Genomic DNA, 17,927 nt, shown 5'->3' on the forward strand with positions numbered 1-17,927 from the left:
CGGAACGGCCCGCGGAATCCGCTTCCACCGGGCCGTTCCGGGTTCCCGGAGCGGCCGTTCAGGCGACCTCCTGGTTGCGGCGGGCCTCCGCCACGATCTTGGCCCCCGACATCGTGTTCGGGTCGTCGAAGATCTCGTGCACTCCCGCGACCCCGGACAGCATGGTCGCGAAGTCGATCTTGCGCGGGCGGAGCTTGCCAGGGTCCAGCGTCTGCTGCGCCTTCTCCCAGTACTCCTCCTTGCGCAGCGTGCGGTCGTAGAAGAACCGGACGAACTCCAGCAGGGAGCCCAGGAAGTCCCGGTAGTTCTGCTCGTACCGGCTCAGCAGCTGCTCCTCGGCGCCGGGGTCGCGCAGCACCTCGTCGGCGGTCTCGGCCAGGCCCTTGGCCCCGCGCAGCGCCAGGCCGACCCCGGTCGACAGCAGCGGGTCGATGAACGCCGCGGCGTCGCCGACCGAAGCCCACCCCGGCCCGTGGAACTTCGTGCAGGTGTAGGACCAGTCCTTGATGGTGCGGAAGGCCGCGACCCGGGTCGCGCCCGAGGTCAGCGAGCGGACCTCCTCGGCCTGCGACAGCTCGCTGGCGTACAGCTCCTCCAGCGACATGCCCGACTTCTTGTACTCCTCGATCGGCGTCACGTAGCCGACGCTGGTGGTGCCGTCGTTGAGCGGGATGAACCAGAACCACCCGTTGGGCCGGTTCTCGGTCACGGTGTCCCCGGCGCGCGTGCCGCCGTAGCGCTTGCAGTTCTGGAAGTAGGTCCACACCGCGATGTTGCGCAGGTCGTCGTGGTACTCGATCAGGTCGAAGCGCCGGGCCAGCAGGTGCGACTGCCCGGAGGCGTCCACCACCAACCGGCACCCGACCTCGGTCGGCTCCGCCGCGCCCTTCTGCTGGTAGCGGACGCCGACCGCGCGGTCGCCGTCGAACAGCACCTCCTTGACGGCGGTCTCCTCGAGGACGGTGGCCCCGAGCTCGCGCGCGCGGGTCAGCAGCAGCGCGTCGAAGTCGGCACGGCGGACCTGGTAGGCGTACTCGTAGTCGGCGGCCTCCCGGAAGCGGAAGTCCCAGGTGCCCTGGTTCTTCCCCCAGAGCAGGGTGCCCCCGTACTTCTTGAGGAAACCCATGTCGTCCAACCGCTGCCGCAGCCCCAGCGCCTCCAGCGTCGGCATCGATCCGGTGATCAACGACTCGCCGATGTGGTAGCGCGGGAACTTCTCCTTCTCCAGCACGAGAACCCGGTGGCCGCGCTGCGCCAGCAGCCCCGCCGTCCCCGAGCCCGCGGGACCGCCACCGATCACCACGACGTCGAACTCGTCCCTGCCGTTGGTCATGTGTCCTCCGTTCGATTCCCCGGTGGGGGAAGGATTTCCGGCTCGGTGTCAGTCGGTCTGCCGGACGATGTGGTCGGCCAGCGCGGCCACCGTCGGTGCGTCGAACAGCACGCTGATGTGCAGCTTGACCCCCAGCTCGCTGCGGAACCTGCTGATCAGGCGCATCGCCAGCAGGGACTGCCCGCCCAGGTCGAAGAAGCTGTCGTGGATGCCGACCTGCGGTGCGCCGAGCACGTCGCCGAAGATCTCGCAGAGCCGGGCCTCCAGCGGGTTCCGCGGTGGCTGCCGGTCGCCCTCGGCCTCGGCGACGGGCGCGGGCAGCGCGGCCCGGTCGATCTTGCCGTTCGCGGTCAGGGGGAGCTCGTCGAGCTCGACGAAGGTGGCCGGGACCATGTACCCGGGCAGGTGCTCCTTGGCGTGCGCGCGCAGCTCGGCCGGGGCGAACCCGTGGTCGGGGTTGGGCACCACGAAGGCGATCAGGGTCTTGCCGCCGGTCTCGGAGTCCGCGGCCAGCACCGTGGTGTGCACGACGGCCGGGTGCTGGGCGAGGACGGCCTCCACCTCGGCGAGCTCCACCCGGAACCCGAGGATCTTGACCTGGTCGCCCTCCCGGCCGGCCAGCTCCAGCTGACCGCTCTCGGTGACCCTGGCGAGGTCGCCGGTGCGGTACATGCGGGTGCCGTCGCCGGCGAACGGGTCGGCCACGAACCGCTCGGCGGTCAGGTCCGGGCGCCCGGAGTAGCCGCGCGAAACCCCGCGCCCGGCCAGGTAGATCTCGCCGGTGACGGTGTGGGGAACCGGGCTGAGCCGGTCGTCGAGCAGGTGGAGCCGGACCTCGTCGAGCGGGCTGCCGACCGGCACCGAGGTCCCCGCCCGGTACGGCGCGCGAGTGGGTGCGTGGGTGGCGAAGACCGTCGTCTCCGTCGACCCGTACATCGCCCGCACCACGAGGTCCGGGCACTTGGACAGCACCCGCTCGACCGCGGTCGGCGCGATGACGTCACCACCGGTGAGGACCTGGCGCACGTCGGTGAAGCAGTCCGGGGCCTCCTCGGCCAGCACCCGGAACAGACCGGCGGTCAGGTGAACGGTCGTGATCCGCTGCTCGCGCAGCAGTTCGGCGACCACGTCGGGCTGGGCGTCCGGTGGTGCCAGCACGACCCGCCCACCGCGCGAGAGCGGCACCCAGTACTCGTAGGTGGAGACGTTGAAGGCGTGCGGGGCGACCACCAGCACGCGCTCGTGGTCCTCGGCGGTCCACGCGCTGTCGTGCACCAGACCGACGGCGTTGCGGTGGCTCACCGCCACGCCCTTGGGATCCCCGGTGGAACCCGACGTGAAGATGATGTAGGCGAGGTCGTCCGGATCGGTGACCGCTTCCGGTGCCGTGTCGGGGAATTCCTCGAACGTCTCGTCCTCGTCCAGCACCAGGACGGTCGACGCCGCGGGCGAACCGCGCTCCCAGGCGGCGGGGTCCACCAGCAGGACCTGGCTGCCGACCTGGTCGACGATCCACTGCTGCCGCTGCAGCGGGTAGCTGTCGTGCAGCGGGACGTAGCAGCCGCCCGCCTTGCCGATCGCCAGCAGCGCCACCACGAGTTCCGGGCTGCGGGACATCAGCACGGCGACCGGGACGTCGGGGCCGACACCGTCGGCGCGCAGCCGGTTCGCCAGCCGGTTGGCCCGCGCGTCGAGTTGGGCGTACGTCAACGTCACGCCACCGGCCGCGACGGCAACCGCGTCCGGTGACCGCTCCAGTTGTCCGGCAAGGCATTCCGGTAAGGACCGCGGCAGCATGGGCGACTCCAATCGAACATCTCCGCACAGTCGGTACCCAGCGTCGCAGCCACCGCTCGGGGCGACGTCTTTCCGCTTGCTCCACCGGATCGGCGCGGCTGTGCTTTGTGGAGGGTCGGAGCGCAGGAACAGAGACGCCGCACCGGAATCACCGGGGTGATCCTTGGGCGGGCGCTGCTGGAGAGGCGGCCGACCGAAAGGACTCAGCATGGCGAACCCCTTCGACGATCCCGACGTCAGCTTCCGGGTGCTCAGGAACGACGTCGGCCAGCACTGCCTGTGGCCGGACTTCGCCGACGTCCCGGGCGGGTGGGAGGCCGTGCACGGCCCGGCCGGCCGGGCGGAGTGCACGGCCTACGTGACCGAGCACTGGACCGATCTGCGCCCGCGCGGCGGTGCTCGCGCCGCAACCCGATGAGCAGGAGGGAACCAATGAGCAGCAACGAATCGGTCTTCCACGGCATGCTGGTGGACCACATCCGGTTCTACGTGGACGACATCCCCGCCCAGCTGGCCACGCTGGTCGACGGCTACGGCCTGCAGGTGTACGCCCGCTCCAACCCGGCGGTGGAGGACCAGCAGGAGCTGTCCGTGGCGGTGGGGCACGGGGACATCCGCCTGCTGCTGACCGAACCGCTGGTCGGCGACCACCCCGGCGCCGCCTACGTCGGCGCGCACGGCGACGGCGTGGCCGACATCGCCTTGCGGGTGCTGGACACCGAGGCCGCCTTCGCCGAGGCGGTGCGCCGCGGCGCGGAGGTCGTCAGCGAGCCGTTCCGGTTCCCCGACGGCATGGTGACCGCCTCGATCCGCGCCTTCGGGGACACCGTGCACACCTTCGTCCAGCGGCCGGTGGAGCAGGACGTGCGGACGCACCGGGGACTGGTCGCGACCGGTGGCCGGCCCTCGTCGAGCGGTCTGGCCGAGGTCGACCACTTCGCGGTGGTGGTGCCGCCGGGCGAGCTGGACGCGCTGGTCGCCTTCTACCGCGACGTGCTGGCGTTCGAGCAGATCTTCAGCGAGGAGATCTCCGTCGGTGCGCAGGCGATGAACACGAAGGTGGTGCAGAGCGGATCCGGTGCGGTCACCTTCACCCTGATCGAACCGATCCCGTCGGAGACGCCCGGCCACGTCGAGGAGTTCCTGGTCCAGCACGGCGGGCCCGGCGTGCAGCACATCGCGTTCAGCACCAGCGACATCGTGCGGACGGTGCGCGAGCTGACGGAGGGCGGGGTGAGCTTCATGGCCACCCCGGACAGCTACTACGACGTGCTGCCGGAGCGGATCGACGTGGCCCGGCACCGCATCGCCGAGCTGCGGAAGCTGGCCGTCCTGGTCGACGAGGACCACGACGGGCAGTTGTTCCAGATCTTCGCGAGCTCGGTGCACCCGAGGAAGACGATCTTCTTCGAGATCATCGAGCGGCTCGGTGCCCGCTCCTTCGGCACCGGGAACATCCGCGCGCTCTACCGGGCGGCCGAGCAGCAGCGCAGCCAGGAGGTGACGGCGACCGTCTGAGCGGCGCTGCGCGTGCTGAGGGCCCGGTCCGAGCGGACCGGGCCCTTCCACCGTCCTGGTTCAGCGACCCAGCGGGCCGCGCAGGTCGCCGAACGACTCCAGGTCGGGCACCGTCCAGCCGTCCAGGTCGTACTCCGCCATGCAGCGCTCCACGAAGGACCGGTAGTCGTCGACGTCGCCGGACGCGAGCTGGTCGTACAGCAGCTCGATGCGGGTGTTCTCGTGGTTCCCGCCGTAGTTGCGCTCGTACAGCTCGTGCCGGCCGCCGAACTCGGTGCCCACCGCGTCCCAGAGCAGCTTCATCACCTTGACCCGCTCCTCCGCGTCCGCGCCGCCGCTGCCCCGCAGGTACTTGTCCAGGTACGGCCGGACTTCCGGGTCGGCGAAGTCGGCGGTGCCGGAGTTGACGTAGATCAGCCCGCTGGCCACGTCCTGCAGCACGATCTCCCGGATCCGCGGGTACCCGACCTGGGCGAACCAGCGGTAGGCCAGGCCGTACTGCGGGTTGGGCAGCACGGCGCCGCCGACCCAGTCCACCGGGTTGCGGGCCGCGGCGTCGGACAGCCCCCAGAACAGGTTCCGCCACGCCAGCACCTCGCCGAGCCGCGACTGGACGCCGCGGAAGTCACCGGCCCCGGTGATGTCCAGCGCCTTGGCCAGCAGGCCCGCGATGAACTCCAGCTTGACCGCCAGCCTGGTGCAGCCGTGGAAGGTGAACCGGGGCAGGAAGCCGGACTGCCCGGTGAACAGCCGAACCTTGTCCACGTCGCCGTAGATGAACACGTTCTCCCACGGCACGAGGACCTTGTCCAGCACCAGGATCGTGTCGTTCTCGTCCAGCCTGGACGACAGCGGGTAGTCGAACGGGCTGCCCGTCACCGCGGCGTTCGCGCTGTAGGACGGGCGGCAGATCAGCTTCATGCCCGGCGCGTCCATCGGGATCGTCGCCACCAGGGCGAACTGCCGCTTCTTGACCGGCAGCCCGTAGTGCGCGATGAAGTTGTAGTGGGACAGCGCCGAACCGGTGGCCACCACCTTCGCGCCGCTGACCACCAGTCCGGCGTCGGTCTCGCGCTCGACGTGGACGAAGACGTCGGCGACCTCGTCCGGCGGGCGGTTGCGGTCCACCGGCGGGTGCACGATCGCGTGGTTCCAGAACAGCACCTTCTCCTGCGATTCCCGGTACCAGCGCCGCGCGTTGTCCGAGAACGGTTCGTAGAACTCGGCGTTGGCCCCCAGGGTGCCGAGGAACGAGGCCTTGTAGTCGGGGCTGCGGCCCATCCAGCCGTAGCTCAGCCGGGACCACGCGGCGATCGCCCGCTGGTCGGCGATCAGGTCGGTCGCGCTGCGGGGCGTGGCGAAGAAGCTGTGCGTGTAGCCGGGCGAGCCGGTGTCGGTGGGGCGGGTGAGCACCTCGCGCTGGCTCGGGTCGTGCAGCGCGTCGTAGAGCCGGGCGGTCATCCGGACCGGGTTGTGGAACGCCGGATGCGTGGTCACGTCCTTGACCCGCTCGCCGTGGAGGTGGATCTCGCGCCCGTCCTGCAGGCTGCGCACGTACTCGTCGCCGGTCATCGGACTGGTCATGGGTTCGGTCCTCCTGTCGACGCCGGCGGCGCGGGGCCGCCGGCCGCGGTCGCTTCCGCCGAGGTGTTCGCGAGCGGACCGGACGGTCCGGTTCAGGCGTTGTTCGGCACCGCCTCGGCGGGTTCGTCCCCGCCCTGGCGCTCGTCGCCGGTCGGACCGATGTGCCGCAGCCCGGAAACCGCGAGCAGTCCCAGCCCGGCGGCCAGGACAGCGGCGATCACCGCGACCACGTGCAGCCCGGAGGTGAACGCCTGCTGCGCGGCGGTGACCAGCTGCCCACCGACCTCGGCGGGCAGCGCGGGGGCCGCCGCCGAAGCCTCGGCCAGGCTCTGCCGCGCGGCGGCGGAGACGTCCGCGGGCAGGTTCCCCGGCACCTCGAGCACGTTCCGGTAGACCGCTGTGCTGAGGCTGCCCAGCAGCGCGATGCCCAGTGCCACGCCGAGTTCGCCACCGGTGGACTGCAGCGAGGACACCGACCCGGCCTTCTCCGGCGGGGCCGCGGACATGACCAGGAAGTTCACCAGCGGGCCGACCGGGCTCGCGCCGACGTAGAGGATCCCCAGGCCGACGACCAGCAGGGCGGACCCACCGACCGGACCGACGCCGAGGAACAGCAGCAGACCGGCGGCGGCCACCGCCATGCCGCCGGCGAGCACGTAGGCGGGGCGCACCCGGCGGGCGATCCGGGGCGCGATGTTGCTGGCGACGATCATGGCCAGCGACGGCGGCACCAACCACAGCCCGGCCTGCACCGGGCTGAGCTGGAGCACCAGCTGGAGGTACTGGGTGACCACCAGGCCGACGCCGGCCATCAGCATGCCGATCAGCAGCCCGGCCAGCAGGGCGGAGCGGATCGCCCGGTCGCCGAACAGCCGCAGGTCCAGCAGCGGCGTGCTGAGCTTGCGCTGCCTGCGCACGAACAGCGCGCCGAACCCGATGCCGGCGATGAGCAGCACGAGGGCGAGCGGGTCGAAGCCGATGCGGGCGAAGTCCTTGAGCGCCTGGATCAGCGGCAGCAGGGTCAGCAGCGACAGCACCACGCTGGGCAGGTCGAGCCGGCCGGCGCCACCGGCCCGGTGCTCCGGCAGCAGCGGGCTGCCCACCAGCAGCAGCGCCATCACCGGCACGGCGATCAGGAACACCGCTCCCCAGTGGAACGCGCCCAGCAGCAGTCCGCCGATCACCGGGCCGATCACGACACCGGTCATGATGGCGCTCGACCAGATCGCGATCGCGGCGCTCATCTGCTTGGGGTCCTTGAACATGTTCGTGATCAGCGCCAGCGTCGAGGGCATGATCGTGGCGCCCGCGATGCCCAGCAGCGCCCGCGCGGCGATCAGCTGCTCGGTGGAGCCGGCGAACGCGGCGAGCAACGAGGCCAGCGCGAACCCGGCGGCGCCGATCAGCAGGATCCGGCGGCGGCCGTACCGGTCGCCGAGCGTGCCCAGGGTGACCAGGAACCCGGCGAGCATGAAGCCGTAGATGTCGGTGATCCACAGCTGCTGGACGCCGGTGGCCCCGAGATCGGCGGCGATGTGCGGCAGCGCGAGGAACATGACGTTGACATCGACCGAGGTCAGAAACGTGGGCAGGACCAGGACGGCGAGTCCCAGCCATTCCCTTCGCCCGGCCCGGGGGGCGACGTCGTCGGTGGCCATGCGCTGGTTCCCTTCACTGCTGCGGACCGTCCACGGGCGGCGTGCTCCGGGCACGGATCGTCCCGGCTCCCAGGATCGTGCGCCGGTCGGGCATCGGCATCTCCCTGTGTGCTCTCCGGGCGGTCGCCGGTCGCAATCCAGGAGGAGACAGCGCGCGGCGCCGGGCACGACGCTGGACCGGCGAAGCGACCCGTGCGGGTCGCGCCGAGCCCAGCGAGGAGGTGTCCGGTGACGGCCGTCGAAGAGGTGCGCAGGGAACCGCTGTCGGCGAACCAGGAGATGCTGTGCCATTTCGACCGGGGTGACGAGAGCAGCGGGGCGTTGGGGTCGCGGCACGTCGTCGTGCTCGGGTGGCGGGTGCGGGGCCCGGTGGACCTGGCGGCGCTGCGCGGTGCCCTGGACGACGTGGTCGCCCGGCACGAAGCTCTGCGCACCACGCTGGTGGCCGACGGTGCCGACCGGTACCAGCGGATCGCCCCGCCGTGCTCGCCCGAGCTGCGGATCGAGGACCTGCCCGCCGACGACTCCCGGCCCCGCGACGTCCGCGCCGACGAGTTCCTGAACGACGTGGAGTCCCGGCGCTTCGACACCGCTTCGCCGCCGCTGCTGTGGGCGGTGCTCGGCCGGTTCGATCCCGAGGACGCGGTGCTGGCGCTGATCACCCACCACGCGGTGAGCGACGGCTGGTCCCAGCAGGTCATCATCCGCGACCTGGCGGCGGCCTACGCGGCGCGGCGCGGCCGACCGCACCCGGAGCTGCCGCCCGCTCGCCAGTACCGCGAGTTCGTCGCTGAGCAGCTCGCCGGGGAGAGCAGCGACCAGGTGGTCGCGGCCCGGGAGTACTGGCGGGAGAAGCTGGCGGGTGCCGAGATCCTCGGCATCCCCGGTGACCGGCCGGTGAGCGCGGACGTGCCCAGCGCCTACGCGGTGCTCCGGTTCAAGATCGACGAGGAGATCACCGCGGCGGTGCTGGAGTTCGCCCGGGAGCAGCGCAGCTCGCCGTTCATGGTGCTGATCGCGGCCTACCAGCTGCTGCTGAGCGAGCTGACCGGGGTGACCGACGTCGTCGCGCCCACGATCACCGCCGGGCGCGGCGACCAGTCCTTCCACCACACCGTCGGACCGCTGTTCAACCTTGTTCCGCTGCGCACCGACCTCGCCGGCTGCGGCAGCTTCCGCGAACTGCTGCGGCGGACCCGGGCGACCTGCCTGGAGGCCTACGCCCACGAGCTGCCGTTCCCGGAGCTCACGGCCGTGGCCCCCACCCTGGAGCGGCCCTACCTGGGCGGCGACCTCGCGGTGTGCTCGCTGGAGGTCTTCCAGTTCCCCATCGGGATGGACCGCGAACCGGTGGCCGAACTGGTGGTCAGCGAGGTGCGCGAGCGCCTGCTGTCGCACCGGGAGACCTCCGACATCCCCAACGGGGTGCTGTGGGCGCTGGACATCGTCCCCTCCGGGGCGATGTACGGCGCGATGCGCTTCGACCGCAACCAGTTCGACGAGACGACCCTGATCGACATGGTCGAGCGATTCCGGCGAACGCTGCGCCGCGTGCTCGGCGATCCGGACGCGGCGCTGTGAGCCGACCGATCCCCAGAGGAGGACCTGCAATGGCCAATCCAGTCGGCGATCGCGCCGTGGTGCTCGGTGGCAGCATCGCCGGTTCGCTCACCGCGCGGGTGCTGTCGGAGTTCTACCGCGAGGTCGTGGTGGTGGAGCGGGACGCCGCGCTCGGCGTGCGCGAACCCCGCCGCGGCACCCCGCACACCGAACACGCCCACGGCCTGCACGCCCGCGGCTACCTGATCCTCGACGAGCTCTTCCCCGGGCTGTTCGACGAGCTGATCGCCGCCGGTGCACCGGTCGGCGACCTGGGGGAGATGCGCTGGTTCTTCAACGGCCGGGAGCTGCGGCCCGCTCGCACCGGGCTGCGGTCGGTGACCGCGCTGCGGCCCGTGCTGGAGGAGCGGGTGCGGGCCAGGGTGGCGGCCGCGTCGAACGTGACCTACCTGGAGCGGACCGACATCCTCGGCCTGGTGCCCGCAGCGGACAACTCCGCGGTGACCGGGGTGCGGGTCCAGGGCCGCGACGGTGACGGGACGCCGCGGCTCCTCGACGCGGACCTGGTGGTCGACGCGACCGGTCGCGGTTCGCGGACCCCGGCGTGGCTGGCCGAGCTCGGCTACCAGCGGCCCGCCGAGGAGCGGATGCGGATCGGGCTGGCCTACACGACCCGGCTGTACCGGAAGCGGCCCGAGATGTTCGACGGAGTGCAGTCGATCAACCCGGTGTCCTCGCCGCAGCACCCGCGCGGAGCGTTCTTCGGGCAGGTGGGCGAGCAGGAGTGCATCCTGTCGCTGACCGGGATGCTCGGCGACCACCCGCCGACCGACCCCGACGGCTTCCTGGAGTTCGCCCGTTCCCTGCCGATCCCGGAGATCTACGCCGCGGTGCGCGACGCCGAACCGCTGACCGATCCGGTCTGCTTCAAGTTCCCGGCGAGCGTGCGCCGCCACTACGAGCGGCTGAGCGACTTCCCCGCCGGGCTGCTCGTGCTCGGTGACGCGGTGTGCAGCTTCAACCCGGTCTACGGGCAGGGCATGAGCGTTGCGGCGCAGGAGGTCATGGCGCTGCGCACCCACCTCGCCCGCGGCAGGCGACCGGAACCGCTGCCGTTCCTGCGGGACGTGGGCCGCATCGTGGACGCGCCGTGGGAGGTCTCGACCAGCGGTGACCTCGAGTTCCCCGAGGTCGAGGGCACGCGCTCGCTGAAGGTGCGGATGGGCAACGCCTACGTCGCGCGGGTGCAGGCGGCGGCGACCCGGGACCCGGCGGTCACCGAGGCGTTCATGCGGGTGGCCGGTCTGATGGACCCGCCGACGGCGTTGATGCGGCCGCGGATGCTGGCGCGCGTGCTGCGCCAGTCCCGCAACGCCGCCGCGGTGCCCGACCGGCCCGTCCGCGCGGCCGCCTGACGTTCGCGGGATCCGGCGTCGCCGGCAGTGCTGATCGCTGCCGACGGCGCCGGATCCCGCGTTGGCGCGGGCCTGGAGCGCTCAGGAGAGCGCACGCCAGGTCTGCCGCAGGCCGGTGGCGAGGTCGGTGGCCGGGCGCCAGCCCAGGGTCTCGGACGCGAGCGAGATGTCCACCCACAGCTGGGCGCGGTCGAAACCGCGGCCGGGTGACCGCTCGATCCGCGGCTCGCGGCCGGTCACCGCGACCACCTCCGCGAGCAGCCGGTCGAGCGAAACCGGGACGCCCGAGCCGATGTTGAGCACGTCGGGGACCTCCGGGCAGCGGTGGATGCGCAGCATCGCGGCCACCACGTCGGCGACGTGGACGAAGTCCCGGACGATCGAGCCGTCGCCGATCACCCGGAGCGCGCGCCCGCGGGCGGCCGCGGTCAGCCAGTGCGCGATCACGCCGTGCCCGGGGTCGGTCCGGTGCCCCGGTCCGTACAGGCTGGCCAACCGCACGATCACCGGGCGGACCGCGTCGGCGTGCGCGAGCAGCAGCCGCTCCATCCGGAGCTTGCCCGCCCCGTACTCCGATTCCGGTGCCAGCGGGGAGTTCTCGCGGTACGGCGGGTCGGTCGCGGTGGCGTAGTTGGTGCTGGAGCTGGTGAAGACCACCGTCGGCCGGTCCGGGCGGGAGCGCAGCTGCGCCAGGAACGCCGCGAAAGCCCGTTCGTCCTCGACGACCCGCTCGGGCGCGGCAGCGGCGACTCCGGGATTGACGCCGGTCGCCACGTAGAAGTACACCGGCGCGGCGCGCGCCATCGGGTCCATCGATCCGTCGTGGAGCACCGGGTGCTGCCTGGTGTAGCGCAGCACGGGAATTCCGGCGCCGGTCAGCGCCCGAACCAGGTGGCTGCCGAGGAAACCGCTCGCTCCGATGACGGCCGCGGGTGCCGTGTCCAGGTCGTTCACGCCATCGAGGATCCGTTGCGGAGCTGCGCCGTCCAACTCCGTTCGTGCTGTCAACGCCGAGGACTTCCGCCTCCGGCAGGGCAGCTTTTGAGAGGACAGCGGCCTGCCGTGCTCGGCACAGTGGGTTGCTCAGGATGCGAGAAGGCGCTCCGGAGGGAGCTGATCGACGTGAATCTCCAAGACGGGCAGCAGATCTCGGCATGCCGGTTGTGCGGTGGGCACGTGCGCCAGGTGCTCGACTTCGGCAGGCAACCGGTGTCGAACGCGTTCATCAGACCCGAGGACCTGGAGCGCGAGACGTACTTCGAGCTCACCGTGGGTCTCTGCGAGAACTGCAGCATGGTGCAGCAGCTCAACGAGGTCGCCCGGGACCGCATGTTCCACCACGACTACCCGTACCGGTCGTCGCTGTCGTCGTTGATGAGCAAGCACTTCGCGCAGGTCGCCCAGCAGCTGGTGGAGACCGAGCTGCTGGACTCGGACTCGTTCGTGGTCGAGATCGGCAGCAACGACGGGATCCTGCTCAGCGCGGTGAGCGAGGAGGGGATCCGCCACCTGGGGGTCGATCCGTCCAGGGGTGCTGCCAACGTCGCCGCCGAGCGCGGCGTGCGGGTCATGGTCGACTTCTTCGAGGAGAACACCGCCCGGCGCATCCGTGCCGAGCACGGGCCCGCCGACGTGATCTTCTCGGCCAACACCACCAGCCACATCGCCTACTTGGACTCCGTGCTCCGCGGGGTCGAGCTGCTGCTGGCCCCCGGCGGGGTGTTCGTGGTGGAGGACCGCTACCTCGCCGACATCATCGCGAACAACTACTTCGACCAGATCTACGACGAGCACTTCTACCTGTTCTCGGTGCGCTCGGTGGCGGCGCTGGCGGCCAGGTCCGGGCTGGAGCTGGTCGACGCCGAGCGGTTGCCCGTGCACGGCGGCTCCATCCGGTACACCATCGCGCGTCCCGGCACCCGCCCCGTCCGCAACGCGGTGCCCGAGCTGATCGAGGAGGAGCGCGCTGCGGGCCTGGCGGACGCGGCGACCTTCCGCGGTTTCGCGACCAACATCGACCGCGTCGGCAACGACCTGGTGACGCTGCTGCGCGAGCTGCGCGCCGAGGGCAAGAGCGTGCTCGGCTACGGCGCGACGTCGAAGAGCGCCACGGTCACCAACTACTTCGACATCGGACCGGAACTGGTGCCCTACGTCTGCGACACCACGCCCGAGAAGCACGGGCGGGTCTCGCCGGGTTCGCACATCCCGGTCCGGCCGGCCGAGGCGTTCCAGCCCTACCCGGACTACGCGCTGCTGTTCGCCTGGAACCACGCCGAGGAGATCATGGCCAAGGAGCGGGGATTCCGGGAGAGCGGTGGGCGCTGGATCCTCTACGTCCCCGACGTGCACATCGCCTGAGCCGGATCCGGCAACCCGATGTTCCCGACCCCGACCGAGGGAGAGCAAGGAAGATGCACGACCAGGACCTCGCCGACGAGAGCCACCGCGGCGTCCACGACCTGACGCTGCGCGGGGTCTCCTACGACACCGGGTCGAACTTCAACACCGGCCAGGGGGAGCTGTCCCGCGTGGTGTGGAGCAACGCCCGGATGCGGGAGGAGATCGCCGCCATCGACCGGCAGTTGCACTGCAACTCGGTCACCGTCTACGGCAGCGAGATCGACCGGCTCACCGAGACCGCTGAAGCCGCGGCCGAACGCGGCCTGCACATCTGGTTGCAACCGAGGTTGATGGACGTCGGGCAGGACGAGGTGCTCGACCACCTGGCCGAGGCTGCCGAGCTCGCGGAGCGGCTGCGCACCGACGGTGCCGCGGTGACCTTCAGCGTCGGTTGCGTGCACCTGGTGTCCACCCCGGGGCTGCTCGACGGCGACACCTACCACGAGCGGATGGCCAACATCCACGCCGGAGCCGACCACAACTTCCTCCGGCCGACGGCGACCGCGGACCTGGCGCGGGGGGCCGAGCGGCTCAACGAGTTCCTGGGCCGCGCCGTCGAGGTCACCAGGGGCCGGTTCGGCGGTCCGGTGAGCTACGCCGCCGCACCGTTCGAGGACGTCGACTGGCGCCCCTTCGACCTGGTGGGGCTGACGTACTACTTCTCCTACCACCCGACGCGGGCCGGCTACGCCGCCGAACTCGGCAAGTACCGGGAGTGGGGCAAGCCGGTCGTCATCTCCGAGTACGGCACCACGACCTACCGCGGCGCGGCCGAGCGGGCGCTGCTCGCCTTCGACATCGTGGACCGCACCCAGGAGGTGCCGACGGTCTACGACGGGGTGGTCCGCAACGAGCAGGCGCAGGCGAACTTCCACGTGCGGATGCTGACCATGTTCGCCGAACTGGGGATGCACGGCGCCACCGTCTGCGAGTTCATCCACCCGACGCACCCGCACAGCACCGATCCCCGCTACGACCTGGACGCGGCGAGCATGGCGATCACCAAGACCATCCGGGACGACTACGGCGACCACGGTTCGCCGTACCGCTGGGAACCGAAGAAGTCGTTCCAGGCGATCGCCGAGCACTTCGCGACCGCGGCGAAGGAGGAGTGAGCATGGACCGGCTCTCCTCGCTCACCGGCCTGCGCGCCCTGGCCGCGTTCGCCGTCTTCGCCGGGCACGGCGTGAGCCTCGCGCTGTTCGCCGACCAGTCCGTCCAGCAGGGCTACGGCTTCGTCGCCAGCAACCTGGGCATCTGGGGCGTCACCTGCTTCTTCGTGCTCAGCGGTTTCGTGCTGACGTGGTCCAGCTCCGCTGGCGACCGCGCACCGGACTTCCTGCGCAGGCGCTTGGTGAAGGTGTTCCCGAACCACGTCGTGGTGTTCGCCGCTGCGGTGGTGATCCTGCTGGTGTCGGGCGCGGCGATCGACCCGGGCGCGGCGGTGGCGACGCTCTTCCTGGTGCAGGCCTGGTCGCCGGACAGCGCGGTGCTGCTGAACTCGATCAACGGCGTCACCTGGTCGCTGTCCGCGGAGCTGCTGTTCTACGTGCTGTTCCCGGTGCTGATCCGGCCGGTCCGCCGAATCCCGGTGCAGCGGCTGTGGTTCGCCTTCGCCGTCGTCGCGGTGCTGGCGATGTCGCTGCCCTACCTCGCCCGGATCGCGCTGCCGGACCAGCCGATGTCCATCTTCTCGGAGACCACGCCGTGGCCGCGGCAGTGGGCGGTGGAGTTCTTCCCACCGGGACGTCTGCTGGAGTTCGTCGCGGGCATGCTGCTGGCCCGCATCGTCCGCGACGGTCGTTGGATCGGGTTGCCGGTGTGGCCGGTGGTCGCGTGCTTGGCGGTGCTGTACGCGGCAACGCTGAACATCTCGATGGTCGACGGCTACCACTCGATCTCGCTGGTCCCGTTCGGACTGATCATCGCCGGTCTGGCCGCGGCCGACACCGCGGGGCGCCGCGGCTGGCTGGGCGGGCGCGCGATGGTGTGGCTGGGCGGCGTCTCCTACGCGTTCTTCGTGGTGCACCTGCTCGCCCTGCGCTCGGTGCACGCCCTGCTCCAGGGGGAGTGGGGGATCTCCGGTGCCTACACGCGCACCACGTTCGGCCCGGTCGGCGGGATCGTCTTCCTGCTGGTGGGGTTGCTGGTGTGCATCCTGCTGGCCTGGGCGCTGACGGTCTTCGTGGAGCGCCCGGCGATGCGCCGGTGGGCCCGTTCGCGGAAGCGGGTGCCCGGTGCGCAAGACCGGCGGCCGCAACGGGTCTGACCCGGCCGGAGAGCCGAACAGCGCCGCCACGTCCTCCGGGATCTGGCGGCGCTGTCGCGTGGCGGCCTACGGCCGCTTCCGGGCGATGGTCAGACCGTCGGAGATCGGCAGCATCACCACCTCCAGCCGGGGATCCGCGGCCACCTGGCCGTTCAGCTCGCACATCGAACGCGCCGCCATCCGCTGCAACTCCTCCGGTGGCTCCTCCGGCGCGAGGACGTTGCCGTGCAGCAGGACGTTGTCCAGCAGCAGCAGCCCACCTCGGCGGAGCCGCGGAACCGCCAGCTCGACGTACCGCGGGTAGCTGAGCTTGTCGGCGTCGACGAACACGATGTCCACCGAGTCCTCGGGCAGTTCCGCGAGGGTGCTCTCGGCGGCGCCGAGCCGGAACTCGATGCGGTCGGCGACGCCGGCCTCGTCCCAGCTCGCCCGGGCGGTCGCCAGCCAGCGGCGGGTGATGTCGCAGGTGATCACGGTGCCGCCCGCGGGCATGCCGAGGGCGAAGGACAGCGCGGACAGCCCGGTGAAGGTGCCGATGTCCACCACGAGTTCGGCGCGCACCAGGCCGGCCAGCACGGTCAGCAGCCCCGCTTGTTCCAGCGGCACCTGCATCTCGGCGAAATCGGGGTGCTCCGCGGTGCGGGCGACGAGCCCGGCGATCGCCGGGTGCGGCGGGGAACAGCCGGTGCGCAGGTAGTCGTGCAGTTCGGGGCTCTGCACGACGTGCCGGTGGATGACCGGTCCGGTGCTGGACATGACGCCTCCCAAGGTGCGGGTCCCTGATCGTTTCGGCCGCGACACCGCGCAGGTCGTCCCGCGACCACTCCGATGGTGCGCTCCCAGCGGTGGCGCAACGCCTTTCGAATTGCCCTGTGCCGGTGGCGGATCGCGCGCGGAAGGGCAATGCGGAAGGTGCCGCGGCAGGCGGGGCGACGGGAGCATCCGTGTGACAGGGATTGTTCTGAGGCATCGTCATTGGAGTCCGGCATGCGAGTCCTGTTCGTCATCTCACCGTCGTTCGCGCATCTCTACCCGATCGTCCCGCTGGTCCGGGCGATGGAGGGCGCGGGACACGAGGTCGTGGTCGGTGCGCACAGCTGCTTCGCGGAATCCATCGCCGGCAACGGGTTGTCCGCGGTGTCGTTCGGCGCGCCGGGAGCGCACGAAGCGCGGCTGGCCGATGACGCCGTGCACCCCAAGCACCCTGACGTCGTCAACCACTACGCCGACGTGCTCGGGCTCGGCCCGGCCGACGCCGAGCACTGGTACGCCCTCTACCAGTACCTGCTGCAGCCGATCACCGACTACCTGCGCATGGACCGCCCCGAACTGGGCGATCTGGTGGAGTTCGCCCGGTCCTGGAAGCCGGACCTGGTGCTCTGGGACCCGACGATCCCGGCCGGAGCCATCGCGGCCCGGGTCAGCGGTGCCGCGCACGCCAGGATGCTGCTGGGCCTGGACTACTTCGCGTGGAGCCTGGACAAGCTGGCCGAGCGCGGCGACGCGCTGCGCGCGGCCGGGCTGTCGGCCAACCCGATCGCGGACCTCACCCGCCCGGTCGCCGACCACTACGGGGTGCGGCTCGACGACGAGCTCATGTACGGCCAGTGGACGGTGGACCCGTTCCCGGCGGGCCTGCAACTGCCGAGCGGCGTCGAGCGCGTCCGGTGCCAGGCGGTGCCGTTCTCCGGCGGCGGCGTCATGCCGGAGTGGCTCCAGGAGCAGCCGGACAAGCCGCGCGTCGCGTTCTCGCTGGGCGAGTCGACCCGCCGGTTCATCCCGGGCGACTGGGACCGGACCCCGAAGCTGCTGGAAGCGGTGGCCGGGCTGGACGTCGAGGTGGTGGCCACCCTGAACGCCGCGCAGCTCACCGATGTGGCCGCGCTGCCGGGCAACGTGCGCGCCGTCGACTGGGTCCCGCTCACCCAGCTCATGCCGACCTGCTCGGGGATCATCCACCACGGCGGGATCGGCACCTTCACCGCGGCGATGGCCACCGCGGTGCCGCAGCTGGTGTGCGACACCGACGAGTCGGTGCTGATGCGGGTCGCCGACGGCAACGGTGACCTGGGCACCTACCAGCCCGGCAGCGAGTACGGGGTGCGCGAGCGCGACGACCTCGGCGAGGAGGCCATCCCGTGGGTGCTCCCGGCGAAGAAGCTGGAAGCCACCCCCTGCTCGAACTTCATCGCGCAGCGCGAGGCGGGCATCCGGCTCGACCACCGCGCGGGCACGGTCGCGCAGCTGCGCGAGCAGATCGGGGCGGTCGTCGAGGACCCGAAGTTCCGGGCGGGCGCCGAAGCCCTGCACCGCGAATGGCAGGACACGCCCAGCCCGGCGGAGATCGTGCCGCTGCTGGAGAAGCTGACCAACGAGCGGCGGGGCTGATC

The 17,927-nt window shown here is 71.3% G+C and carries 14 protein-coding genes; 8 read left to right on the top strand and 6 right to left on the bottom strand.

Annotated elements, in window-relative coordinates; all coding sequences use genetic code 11:
* Positions 1 to 58: 58 nt before the first annotated feature.
* Together OU416_RS23315 and OU416_RS23320 are read right to left on the bottom strand one after the other, a co-directional pair.
* Entirely contained in the window at positions 59 to 1,333 is a 1,275-nt protein-coding gene (locus tag OU416_RS23315; protein WP_270929148.1) for an NAD(P)/FAD-dependent oxidoreductase, read from the bottom strand.
* A 48-nt stretch (positions 1,334 to 1,381) separates the two neighbouring features.
* Positions 1,382 to 3,130, bottom strand: coding sequence for a non-ribosomal peptide synthetase (locus OU416_RS23320; RefSeq protein WP_270929149.1), 1,749 nt, complete (start codon positions 3,128 to 3,130; stop codon positions 1,382 to 1,384).
* A 208-nt stretch (positions 3,131 to 3,338) separates the two neighbouring features.
* Here OU416_RS23320 and OU416_RS23325 point away from each other — a divergent pair, with 208 nt between their 5' ends.
* Both OU416_RS23325 and hppD read left to right on the top strand, forming a co-directional pair.
* Positions 3,339 to 3,548: an MbtH family protein gene (locus OU416_RS23325; protein ID WP_270929150.1), complete on the top strand. Its 210-nt coding sequence runs from the start codon at positions 3,339 to 3,341 to the stop codon at positions 3,546 to 3,548.
* 14 nt (positions 3,549 to 3,562) lie between these two features.
* Positions 3,563 to 4,648 carry a 4-hydroxyphenylpyruvate dioxygenase gene (hppD, locus tag OU416_RS23330; RefSeq protein ID WP_270929151.1) on the top strand — a complete coding sequence of 362 codons (1,086 nt, stop codon included), beginning with the start codon at positions 3,563 to 3,565 and terminating at the stop codon, positions 4,646 to 4,648.
* 60 nt (positions 4,649 to 4,708) lie between these two features.
* Here the strand turns inward: hppD and OU416_RS23335 are convergent, their stop codons facing one another.
* Together OU416_RS23335 and OU416_RS23340 are read right to left on the bottom strand one after the other, a co-directional pair.
* Entirely contained in the window at positions 4,709 to 6,232 is a 1,524-nt protein-coding gene (locus tag OU416_RS23335) for a 4-hydroxyphenylacetate 3-hydroxylase family protein (protein ID WP_270929152.1), read from the bottom strand.
* 92 nt (positions 6,233 to 6,324) lie between these two features.
* Entirely contained in the window at positions 6,325 to 7,890 is a 1,566-nt protein-coding gene (locus tag OU416_RS23340) for an MFS transporter (protein ID WP_270929153.1), read from the bottom strand.
* 228 nt (positions 7,891 to 8,118) lie between these two features.
* Here OU416_RS23340 and OU416_RS23345 point away from each other — a divergent pair, with 228 nt between their 5' ends.
* Both OU416_RS23345 and OU416_RS23350 read left to right on the top strand, forming a co-directional pair.
* Positions 8,119 to 9,471, top strand: coding sequence for a condensation domain-containing protein (locus OU416_RS23345; protein ID WP_270929154.1), 1,353 nt, complete (start codon positions 8,119 to 8,121; stop codon positions 9,469 to 9,471).
* Between the two features lie 29 nt (positions 9,472 to 9,500).
* Entirely contained in the window at positions 9,501 to 10,865 is a 1,365-nt protein-coding gene (locus tag OU416_RS23350) for an FAD-dependent oxidoreductase (RefSeq protein ID WP_270929155.1), read from the top strand.
* Positions 10,866 to 10,946: 81 nt separating this feature from the next.
* Here OU416_RS23350 and OU416_RS23355 read toward each other — a convergent pair whose 3' ends face one another.
* Positions 10,947 to 11,819 carry an NAD-dependent epimerase/dehydratase family protein gene (locus OU416_RS23355; protein ID WP_270929156.1) on the bottom strand — a complete coding sequence of 291 codons (873 nt, stop codon included), beginning with the start codon at positions 11,817 to 11,819 and terminating at the stop codon, positions 10,947 to 10,949.
* 168 nt (positions 11,820 to 11,987) lie between these two features.
* Here OU416_RS23355 and OU416_RS23360 point away from each other — a divergent pair, with 168 nt between their 5' ends.
* Genes OU416_RS23360 through OU416_RS23370 form a run of 3 tightly spaced genes read left to right on the top strand, consistent with a single transcriptional unit; the run spans position 11,988 to position 15,537 of the window.
* Entirely contained in the window at positions 11,988 to 13,226 is a 1,239-nt protein-coding gene (locus OU416_RS23360; RefSeq protein ID WP_270929157.1) for a class I SAM-dependent methyltransferase, read from the top strand.
* A 53-nt stretch (positions 13,227 to 13,279) separates the two neighbouring features.
* Positions 13,280 to 14,383 carry an abortive phage infection protein gene (locus OU416_RS23365; RefSeq protein ID WP_270929158.1) on the top strand — a complete coding sequence of 368 codons (1,104 nt, stop codon included), beginning with the start codon at positions 13,280 to 13,282 and terminating at the stop codon, positions 14,381 to 14,383.
* A gap of 2 nt (positions 14,384 to 14,385) precedes the next feature.
* A complete protein-coding gene (locus OU416_RS23370; protein ID WP_270929159.1) occupies positions 14,386 to 15,537 on the top strand; it encodes an acyltransferase family protein in 1,152 nt (383 codons plus the stop codon).
* Positions 15,538 to 15,603: 66 nt separating this feature from the next.
* On the opposite strand, the gene OU416_RS23375 is transcribed toward OU416_RS23370, so the two are convergent.
* Positions 15,604 to 16,293: an O-methyltransferase gene (locus tag OU416_RS23375; protein ID WP_270929160.1), complete on the bottom strand. Its 690-nt coding sequence runs from the start codon at positions 16,291 to 16,293 to the stop codon at positions 15,604 to 15,606.
* Positions 16,294 to 16,524: 231 nt separating this feature from the next.
* On the opposite strand from OU416_RS23375, the gene OU416_RS23380 reads away from it, so the two are divergent.
* Positions 16,525 to 17,925 carry a nucleotide disphospho-sugar-binding domain-containing protein gene (locus OU416_RS23380; RefSeq protein ID WP_270929161.1) on the top strand — a complete coding sequence of 467 codons (1,401 nt, stop codon included), beginning with the start codon at positions 16,525 to 16,527 and terminating at the stop codon, positions 17,923 to 17,925.
* Positions 17,926 to 17,927: the final 2 nt, after the last annotated feature.

Origin of the sequence: Saccharopolyspora indica (assembly GCF_027853965.1) — a bacterium.
Classification (GTDB): Bacteria; Actinomycetota; Actinomycetes; order Mycobacteriales; family Pseudonocardiaceae; genus Saccharopolyspora; species Saccharopolyspora indica.